The organism is Pseudonocardia sp. (assembly GCF_025465255.1).
Classification (GTDB): domain Bacteria; phylum Actinomycetota; class Actinomycetes; order Mycobacteriales; family Pseudonocardiaceae; genus Pseudonocardia.
Genome location: NZ_JAODNI010000214.1, coordinates 17,860 through 27,271, shown reverse-complemented (window position 1 = coordinate 27,271; position 9,412 = coordinate 17,860). Strand labels below are relative to the sequence as shown.

Sequence of the window (9,412 nt, the reverse complement as noted above, 5' to 3'; positions counted from 1 at the left end):
GCCTGGCCCGCGAGGCGGCCGCCGACGGGGTGTGGAAACGCCTCGTCACGGACCCGGTGTCCGGGGCGTTGCTCGATCACGGCCGGGACACCTACCGGCAACAGGTGGTGGATCATGTTCAGCCGCGCGTTGCGCTTGTCCTCGGCCTCCACGACGAACCACGGCGACGTGTTCGCGTCGGTGTGCGCCGGCATGTCGTCCTTGGCCTGGGAATAGTCGTCCCGGCGCGTGATCGACTCCAGGTCCATCGGTGACAGTTCCCACTGCTTGAGCGGATTCACCAGGGGCTCGCGGAATCGTCACTCCTGCTCGCGGTCGCTCACCGAGAACCAGTATTTGCGCAACAGGATGCCGTCCTCGATCAGCAGATTCTCGAAGACCCGGGCCTGTCGCGGTCCCGCACGCCGGGCCTGCGGATGACGCGGCCGGCGGAGTTCACAGGTTCCGGGCCCAGACGGCGAGTCGCTCGACGTTGCGGGCGTTGACGCCGTAGTCGACCGGCGTCCACGGGATCGCGGACCTGCTCGTGATCGTGACGTCCGTGGCGGAGCGGAACCTCGGCGTCGCCGTGATCTCGATCCGCTCGCCCCGGCTCCGCCAGGACATGACGACCCGAAGAGCGAGGATGCCCGCCTCGGGATCGACCGAGGTGAGCTCGGCCCGGGGAAGGGCCGCCGCCGCCCCGGCGCCGTGCCGCAGCACCTCGGCGGCCGGCACCCCGACGGGGATCGTCGCGCTCGCGACGCCGGCCCGGCCCGTGATCTCCGTGCCGAGGGTCCGGCGCTCCCCCCGGAGTTGCAGGCCGCCGAGGAGCAGCGACATCGCCCTCCCGAAGAACACGCCCGCGACGACCGCGGCGACGGCGATGATCCCCAGTCCGCTCGGCCCCGGGGCGAGGGTGCCGGCGAGGGCGAACCATGCGCCCCAGAGGACGGCGAACGGGATCCCCGTCGCCAGGGCGAGCCGCAGGTGCGAACGGCGGCGCTCGCCGGCCGGGACGGGTCCGGGACGAAGGGTCATGGCCGCTCCTCGATCGGCGCCCCTTTGCGGGACGGGATGGAGGAAGCGTGCTGGCCAGAGCCTCGGCTGACCATGGGGTGTGCCCGCCGGGTACGAGGGCGCGCCCCCGACCGGCGGAGGGCCGACCGCCGGAGAAGGGCTCGGCCCGGCTGATGGACACCGGTCGGGCCGAGCGGGGCTGGTCCGCGGATCAGAGGATGAAGAGCATCTCCTGGTAGGTCGGCAGCGGCCACAGGTCGTCCGCCACGATCCCCTCGAGGGTGTCCGCGGCCGCGCGCACGGCGGCCATGGCAGGGAGCAGCTCCTTCTGCGCGTGCTCGGCCTCGGCGAGGGCGGTCTCGCCCGGGTCCGCCGCGAGGGCGGCCTTGAGCGCGGCGAGCGCCGCGCGCAGGGCGGTCAAAGGCTCCGTGACCTCGGCGAGGCCCGCGGTGTCCACCTCGACCCCGGCGGCCTTGAGGGCCCCGATGTTGGTTGCGACCTCGGTCTGGTGGCGGACCGCGGCCGGCAGGATCGAGGTGGTACCGACCTCGCAGGTCAGCCGGGCCTCGACGCCGATCGTCAGCGCGTACTGCTCCAGGCCGACCTCGTAACGGCTGTGCATCTCGCGGTGGTTGAAGACCTTGTACTTCTCGAACAGGTCCATCGCGGACTCGGTGACGAGCTCGGGCAGCGCGTCGAGCGTCGTGCGTAGGTTCGGCAGCCCGCGGTCCGCGGCCTCGATCTGCCACTTGTCCGAGTAGCCGTCGCCGTTGAACACCACCGCGCCGTGGGTGGTGATGATCTCGGTCAGGAGGTTCTGCACCGCGGTGTCGAACTCGGTCCCCTCGGCGACCGCGTTCTCCAGCGTCGTGGCGCAGTGGTCGAGCGCCTCGGCCATGATCGTGTTGATCGTGACCATCGGGACCGCGACCGTCTGCATGGAGCCCGGCGCCCGGAACTCGAAGCGGTTGCCGGTGAAGGCGAACGGGCTGGTCCGGTTCCGGTCGCCCGGGTCCGTCGGCAGGACCGGCAGTGTGTCGACCCCGATGTGCATCACGCCCTTGCCCTTCGACGACGTCGCCGCCCCCTTGGCGATCTGCTCGAAGACGTCCGCGAGCTGGTCGCCCAGGAAGATCGAGATGATCGCGGGCGGGGCCTCGTTCGCCCCCAGGCGGTGGTCGTTCGTGGCCGAGGCGACGGACGCGCGGAGCAGGCCGGAGTGCCGGTGCACCGCGCGGATGACGGCGGCGCAGAACACCAGGAACTGCGCGTTCTCGTGCGGCGTGTCCCCGGGCACGAGCAGGCTGCCCAGCTCCGAGTTCCCCAGCGACCAGTTGACGTGCTTGCCGGACCCGTTGACGCCGTCGAACGGCTTCTCGTGGAAGAGGATCTCCATGCCGTGCTTGCGCGCGAGGGTCTTGAAGGTCGTCATCAGCAGCTGCTGGTGGTCCGCCGCGACGTTGCCGCGCTCGAACATCGGGGCGACCTCGAACTGCCCGGGCGCGACCTCGTTGTGCCTGGTCTTGGCCGGGATGCCGAGCTTGAACAGCTCCCGCTCGGTGTCCATCATGAAGCCGAGGACGCGTTCGGGGATGGCGCCGAAGTAGTGGTCGTCGAACTCCTGGCCCTTCGGCGGCTTGGCGCCGAAGAGGGCGCGGCCGGCGTTGAGGATGTCCGGCCGGGCGAGGAAGAAGTGCCGGTCGATCAGGAAGTACTCTTGCTCCGGGCCGCAGAACGAGACGATGTTGTCCGGGCTCTCGTGCCCGAACAGCGTCAGGACGCGCTTGGCGTGCCCGCCCATCGCCTGCTGCGAGCGCAGCAGCGGGGTCTTGTGGTCGAGCGCCTCGCCGGTCATCGACACGAAGACCGTGGGGATGCAGAGCGTGTTGCCGTTCGGGTTCTCCAGCACGTAGGCCGGGCTCGTCACGTCCCAGCCGGTGTAGCCGCGGGCCTCGAACGTGTTGCGCAGCCCGCCGTTCGGGAAGCTCGACGCGTCCGGCTCGCCCTGGACCAGCGTCTTCCCGCCGAACTCCGCGAGCGCGGTGCCGTCGGCGACGGGCTCGAGGAAGCTGTCGTGCTTCTCGGCGGTCAGCCCGGTGAGCGGGTAGAAGACGTGCGCGTAATGGGTCGCGCCCTTCTCCAGCGCCCAGTCCTTCATGGCCGAGGCGACGGCGTCCGCGACGACGGGATCGAGCTTCACCCCGTGCTCGATGGTCGCCATGACCGACTTGTAGACGGACTTCGGCAGCCGCTTCTGCATGACGGACCTGCTGAAGACGTTCTCGCCGAAGACCTCGCCGGGCGCCTCCGTGTCCGTGAAGCTCGCCGCCGGCGGCGTGTAGGCCTCGACACTCGTGATCGCCTGCAGACGGACGCTGTTTCCGCTCATGTGCTTCCCTCTCGCCAGGCATGGGTGCGCTCGCACGCGCGCCGTGAGCAGCGCATCCGCGGAACGCTACGAAGCCCCTGTGGCCGGGGTGTTTCCGTCGCGTGAGGGGTGAGGTCCGGTACGAGCGCTCCTCAGCGGGGCCGCAGAACGCCCCAGCTGCGGTCGTCCCCCAGATGGACGCAGGGCCCACGTACGTCCGGAGCAGCCCGACGAGCTCGGCGTCGCCGCGGCCGTCGAGCTCGTCGGAGGCGACCTTGAGCGCGACGCCGGCGGGGAAGTCCGCGATCTGGACCCGGGATCCGAGCGCGAGCGGACGAACCGCAGGCCGGTCAGCCGTCCCGGCTCGCCCAGCAGCGCCGTGATCCGGGCGACGCGGTCCACGGTCAGCGAGGTCTGCCGGTCGTGGACGAGGGAGACCGGCCCGCGTCGTCGCTCCGGGAGACGACGGTCCGCATGATCGCCGGCGTGAGCGGGTCCAGCGCCGGGGCGGCCCCGGGTTCTCCACGCCGTCAGCCCCGGAGAGCGCCTCGAGACGGGCCCGCGCGAGGGCCGCCGACGCCGCCGGTTCGAGGCCCGGGCCGAGCTAGTCCAGCGCCGGGACGATCTTCCGCTCCTCATAGGTCAGGTGGGTGCCGAGCAGGGCGGCCAGGGTGTCGATCTCGGAGCGGAACCTCGCCGGGTCCGGTCCGGGATCGGCCTCCAGGCCGTCGACGAGGCGCTGGAGGTTCCGCAGCCCGTCCGCGACGATGTGGTGGTCCCGTCCCGCTCGAGCTCGGCGATGACGGGCCGGAGCTCGGAGAACCGCGCGGCGAGGACCGGGAACGCACCCTCGTCCTCGCCCGTGTGGTGCGTGGTCAGCACGGAGCAGAAGGCCGCAGTGGTCCCGGAGGTCTCGCGGCCGCCCGGCGCCGCCGTCCAGGTACGCGTCGACGTCGTCGCGTACCTCGTCCAGCTCCTCGCGGATCCTGATGTGGAGCGCGACGAGCTGGTTGCCGAACGCCCGCAGGCGCTCGTCGGGCCGGCGTCACGGCACCCTTCTACGGGACGGGCGGCGCGACCGTCACCGAATTCAGGAGTGCCCGCCGGGCCGACGGCGGCCGGGAACGGGGCAGCTACTTCGCGATCAGCTCGTGCCGGCGCAGGGCCTCGACGTCGATCTCGTCCAGGGACTTCACCACGATGTCCGCGTTCTGGGCCGCGAGGGCGTCGAAGTCGTCCGCCCTCGCGACCCCCACCGCCGCCATCCCGCCGGCCTTCGCGGCCTGGATCCCGCTCACGGCGTCCTCCACCACGAACACCTGCGCCGGGGCGTAGCCGAGCTCGTCGGCGGCGGTCAGGAAGATCTCGGGGTGCGGCTTGCCCCGGGCGAAGTCCCAGCCGGAGATGTCGACGTCGAAGGCGTCGAGCAGGGTCAGGCCGGGCGTCAGGAAGTCGTAGGAGAGGCCTTCCTGCTCCGCGAACGTGTCCAGCCGGATCTGCCGGAGGAACAGCCCGGCGTTCTTCGACGACGACGCCGCCGCGATGCGCAGCCCGGCGTCCTTGCAGGCCAGGACGAACCGCAGCGCATCCGGGTAGGCGCGGAAGTCACCGGCCTCGATCAGCTTCACCAGGATGTCCTGCTTGTGCGCTCCGTAGACGTCCGCCCGGCTCTCGGCGTCCGGCACGTCGAAGTACTGCAGGGCCGCCAGCGCCCCCGCCCGGCGCGGCTTGCCGGACATCTGCTCCTGGTAGACCTGCGAGGTGAAGGCCTCCGGCGACCAGCTCGTGGACGGTGCGATGTCCGCCCACTCGCCCTCCATGAGCTCGCGCAGGGAGTCCTTCCAGGCGCGTTCGTGGGGTGAGTCGACCAGCACCCCGTCGACGTCGAAGATCGCTCCGGAGAATCCGTCACCCGTCATGGAGGCTTCCTACCCCAAGATCGGTTCGTCACACCATGTCTTCGAGCTCGCGTCCCTTCGTCTCCCGCACGAACTTGATCACGAAGAGGATCGAGACGAAGGCGAAGAACGTGTAGATGCCGTAGGCGAGGCCGAGGCCGACGGAGGCGAGGGACGGGAACGTCGTCGAGATGATGAAGTTCGCGACCCACTGCGCGGCGGCGGACAGCGCGAGGGCCATGGCCCGGATCCGGTTGTTGAACATCTCGCCCAGCAGCACCCAGACGACCGGACCCCAGGTCGCTCCGAAGAACACGACGTAGAGGTTGGCCGCGACCAGGGCGATCGGGGCGGCGCCGCCGAGGGTCGGGGTCCCGTCGATGACGGGCGCGGTGCCGAACAGCACCGCGAGCGTGCCCAGGCAGACGAACTGTCCGATGGCGCCGACGAGCAGCAGCGGCTTGCGGCCGATGCGGTCCACGAGGGCGATGGCGATGATCGTCGTGAGGATGTTGGTGACGGAGGTGATGACCGTGATGGCCAGCGAGTCCTGCTCGGTGAAACCGACGGCCTGCCACAGCACCGAGGAGTAGTAGAAGATCACGTTGATGCCGGTGAACTGCTGGAACACCGAGAGCCCGATGCCGACCCAGACGATCGGCAGCAGCCCGAGCGCCGGCCCGCGGACAGTGGCGAAGGTGCCGCGGCCGGTGGCGCTGCCCAGCGTGCGGACGATCTCCTTGATCTTCTCGTCGACGTCCCCGCCGACGAAGCGGCGCAGCACGTCCGCCGCTGTGCGCATGTCCTTCTTGGCGACCAGGTAGCGCGGTGACTCCGGGATCGTCAGCGCCAGACCGCCGTAGGCGAGTGCGGGGATCAGCAGCGACAGGAACATCCAGCGCCACGTCGCGAGCCCGAACCACAGCGGGGCCTCGGCGCTGCCGGAGAACGCGACCAGCGCGAAGTCCACGAGCAGCGCGATGAAGATGCCGGTGACGATCGCGAACTGCTGCAACGACCCGAGCCGCCCGCGCAACCTGGCGGGGGAGATCTCGGCGATGTAGGCCGGCGCGATCACCGACGCGGCCCCCACGCCGAGGCCGCCGACGAGCCGCCAGAACGCGAGGTCCCAGATGCTGAAGGCGAAGCCCGAGCCGAGTGCGCTGACCGCGAAGAGCACCGCCGCGATCACCATGACCCGGATCCGCCCGTACCGGTCACCCAGCCCGCCGGCGAACCAGGCGCCGATCGCGGAGCCGACCAGCGCCGCCGACACCGCCAGGCCCAGGACGACCGGGTTGGCGTGGAACTGCTTCTCGACCGCGCCGACCGCGCCGTTGATGACGGCGGTGTCGTAGCCGAACAGGAACCCGCCGAGCGCCGCGGTCCCGGCGACGAGCACCGTCCGCGCCGTGTTGGGGCCCGACACTCGGGTCGGTGATCCGCCGGCGTTCTCGGGAGTGGTGACCATGTGGATCTCCCCGGGTCCCTGGCCGGAACGCGCTCACCCTGCCCTGTCGGGCGTGCCCCGCCGGGGGTCGAGTGTGAGCTGGCTCATACAAGACCGCAAGAGGAGATGCCGTCACCGGCTGCGCCGGTCCGGCTCCCGGCCGGGCGACCTCGTCGACCGGAGTAGCCTGGTGGGACAGACCAGGTGGACTACAGGAGTGGGACGGACGTTGTCGCAGAGCGTGTCGCAGGTCGTGAACGAGGCCGCGCGGCGCAGGACCTTCGCCGTCATCAGCCACCCGGACGCGGGTAAGTCCACGCTGACCGAGGCCCTGGCCCTGCACGCCGAGGCCATCGACTCAGCCGGTGCCGTGCACGGCAAGGCCGGCCGGCGCGGCGTCACCTCGGACTGGATGGAGATGGAACGCGCCCGCGGGATCTCGGTCAGCTCCGCGGTGCTGCAGTTCGTCTTCAAGGACACCGTGATCAACCTGCTGGACACACCGGGCCACGGTGACTTCTCCGAGGACACCTACCGGGTGCTCGCCGCCGTCGACGCCGCCGTGATGCTGCTGGACGCGGCGAAGGGCCTCGAGCCCCAGACGCTGAAGCTGTTCGACGTGTGCCGCGCGCGTAAGATCCCGGTGCTCACGTTCGTCAACAAGTGGGACCGGCCGGGCCGGGAGCCGCTGGAGCTCCTCGACGAGATCGAGCAGACCATCGGCCTGCGCCCGATGCCCCTGACCTGGCCGCTCGGGATCGCGGGCGAGCTGCAGGGCCTCATCGAGTGCGAGACCGGCGAGTTCACCCGCTTCACCCGCTCCGCCGGCGGCGCCACGAAGGCGACGGCCGAGCCGGTCGCCGCGGAGGTCATCGCGGCCGAGGAGCCGCAGCCCTGGGCCGCGGCGCAGGACGAGCTGGCGCTGCTCGCCGAGATCGGCGCGGGCTACGACGAGAAGGACTTCCTCGCCGGCGTCGCGACACCGGTGATGTTCGGGGCGGCGCTGTCGAACATCGGCGTCGGCCGGCTGCTGGACGCGCTGGTCGAGCTCGCCCCGGCACCGGCGGAGCGGGTGGACGCGGACGGGGTGCCGCGCGCGCTCGACACCCCGCTGTCCGGGCTGATCTTCAAGGTGCAGGCCGGGATGGACCCCGCGCACCGGGACCGCATGGCCTACCTGCGGATCTCCTCCGGGCGGTTCGAGCGCGGGATGGTCCTCACGCACGCCGCGACCGGGAAGCCGTTCGCCACGAAGTACGCCCAGTCCGTCTTCGGGCAGACCCGGACCACGGTCGAGGAGGCCTTCCCGGGGGACATCATCGGGCTGGTCAACGCCACCGCGCTGCGCCCGGGGGACACCCTCTACGCGGCGGACCCGGTCGAGTTCCCGACGATCCCGAGTTTCTCCCCCGAGCACTTCGCTGTGGCGCGGTGCGCGGACACGGGCAAGCAGAAGCAGTTCCGCCGCGGCATCGACCAGCTCGACGGCGAGGGGGTCATCCAGGTGCTCCGCTCGGACCGCCGCGGCGACCAGGCGCCGGTGCTGGCCGCCGTCGGACCGCTGCAGTTCGATGTCGTCACCGCGCGGCTGGAGGGCGAGTTCAAGGCCCCGGTCACGCTGGAGAACCTGAGCTACCAGCTCGCCCGCCGCACGGACGCCGAGGGCGAGCAGGCGCTGGCCTCCCAGTCCGAGGTCGAGGTGCTGCGCCGCACGGACGGCACCTACCTCGCGGTGTTCAGCAACAAGTGGCGCCTCGACATCGTGCAGCGCAAGTTCCCGGATGTGCTGCTCGAGGCGCTGCCGGCGGGGACCACGCCGAGCTGAGGCGCGGCCCTCCTGATCGGTCGTTCGGTTGTCTAGGGTGAGGTGACCCTCGAGCCCTCACCGCGGAGGCCCCCGTGCCCGAGTTCCCCCTGCCCAACGCCTCGACGGACCTGAGCGGTCAGGTGGCCCTGGTCACCGGGGCCTCGTCCGGGCTCGGGCGGCGGTTCGCCGAGACCCTCGCCGCGGCCGGGGCGAGCGTCGTCGTCGCGGGCCGACGGGCGGACCGGCTCGCGGAGCTGGTCGAGGAGATCGACGCCCGCGGGGGCAAGGCGGCTGCGGTGACCGTCGACGTGTCCGACGTCGCCGCGCTCGGGGACGCGGTGGACCGGGCCGAGACCGCGTTCGGGACGATCACGATCCTCGTCAACAACGCCGGGATGCCGGACGCCCGGCGTGCCCACCGGATGCCGCTCGAACTGATCGACGCGGTGTTCGACACGAACCTGCGCGGCCCGTACGTGCTGGCCTGTGAGGTCGCGCGGCGGCTGATCGAGGCGGAGCGGCCGGGCCGGATCGTCAACCTCTCCTCGATGGGGTCGTTCGACTACGGCGGCAACGGCGCCGCGCTCTACTCGATCACCAAGGCGGGGATCAACCGCATGACGGAGGCCTTGGCCGTCGAGTGGGCGCGGTACGGGATCAACGTCAACGCCATCGCCCCGGGGGCGTTCTCCTCGGAGATGATGGACGGGATGATCGAGCGGATCGGGGAGTTCTGGAAGTCCACCCCGCGCAGGCGCCTCGGACTGCCGCCGCAGCTGGACAGCACGCTGCTCTACCTCGTCTCGCCGGCCTCCGAGGCGGTCACGGGCACGATCGTCAAGGTCGACGACGGGCAGGGAAGCCGCTGACCGTGGCAGGCTCACAGAGGT

The 9,412-nt window shown here is 71.1% G+C and carries 7 protein-coding genes and 1 pseudogene; 2 read left to right on the top strand and 6 right to left on the bottom strand.

Features of this window, described 5'->3' with window-relative positions:
- Nucleotides 1-98: 98 nt before the first annotated feature.
- The 6 genes and pseudogenes from JWP64_RS26275 to JWP64_RS26255 all read right to left on the bottom strand — a co-directional run.
- Nucleotides 99-392 (bottom strand): annotated as a pseudogene (locus JWP64_RS26275) (polyphosphate kinase 2); the annotation flags it as partial.
- Between the two features lie 43 nt (nucleotides 393-435).
- Nucleotides 436-1,020 carry a hypothetical protein gene (locus tag JWP64_RS26270; RefSeq protein ID WP_297502417.1) on the bottom strand — a complete coding sequence of 195 codons (585 nt, stop codon included), beginning with the start codon at nucleotides 1,018-1,020 and terminating at the stop codon, nucleotides 436-438.
- Between the two features lie 190 nt (nucleotides 1,021-1,210).
- Nucleotides 1,211-3,388: a glutamine synthetase III gene (locus tag JWP64_RS26265; protein WP_297502416.1), complete on the bottom strand. Its 2,178-nt coding sequence runs from the start codon at nucleotides 3,386-3,388 to the stop codon at nucleotides 1,211-1,213.
- Between the two features lie 583 nt (nucleotides 3,389-3,971).
- Complete coding sequence (locus JWP64_RS31710; protein ID WP_366890626.1) at nucleotides 3,972-4,394, bottom strand: hemerythrin domain-containing protein; 423 nt, start codon at nucleotides 4,392-4,394, stop codon at nucleotides 3,972-3,974.
- Between the two features lie 106 nt (nucleotides 4,395-4,500).
- Nucleotides 4,501-5,286 carry an HAD family phosphatase gene (locus JWP64_RS26260; protein ID WP_297502415.1) on the bottom strand — a complete coding sequence of 262 codons (786 nt, stop codon included), beginning with the start codon at nucleotides 5,284-5,286 and terminating at the stop codon, nucleotides 4,501-4,503.
- A 28-nt stretch (nucleotides 5,287-5,314) separates the two neighbouring features.
- Nucleotides 5,315-6,736 carry a sugar porter family MFS transporter gene (locus tag JWP64_RS26255; RefSeq protein WP_297502413.1) on the bottom strand — a complete coding sequence of 474 codons (1,422 nt, stop codon included), beginning with the start codon at nucleotides 6,734-6,736 and terminating at the stop codon, nucleotides 5,315-5,317.
- A 208-nt stretch (nucleotides 6,737-6,944) separates the two neighbouring features.
- Here JWP64_RS26255 and JWP64_RS26250 point away from each other — a divergent pair, with 208 nt between their 5' ends.
- Nucleotides 6,945-8,540 (top strand): peptide chain release factor 3, encoded by a 1,596-nt coding sequence (locus JWP64_RS26250; RefSeq protein WP_297502411.1) that lies wholly within the window; start codon nucleotides 6,945-6,947, stop codon nucleotides 8,538-8,540.
- A 74-nt stretch (nucleotides 8,541-8,614) separates the two neighbouring features.
- Nucleotides 8,615-9,391, top strand: a complete 777-nt coding sequence (locus tag JWP64_RS26245; RefSeq protein ID WP_297502409.1) for an SDR family NAD(P)-dependent oxidoreductase — start codon at nucleotides 8,615-8,617, stop codon at nucleotides 9,389-9,391.
- Nucleotides 9,392-9,412: the final 21 nt, after the last annotated feature.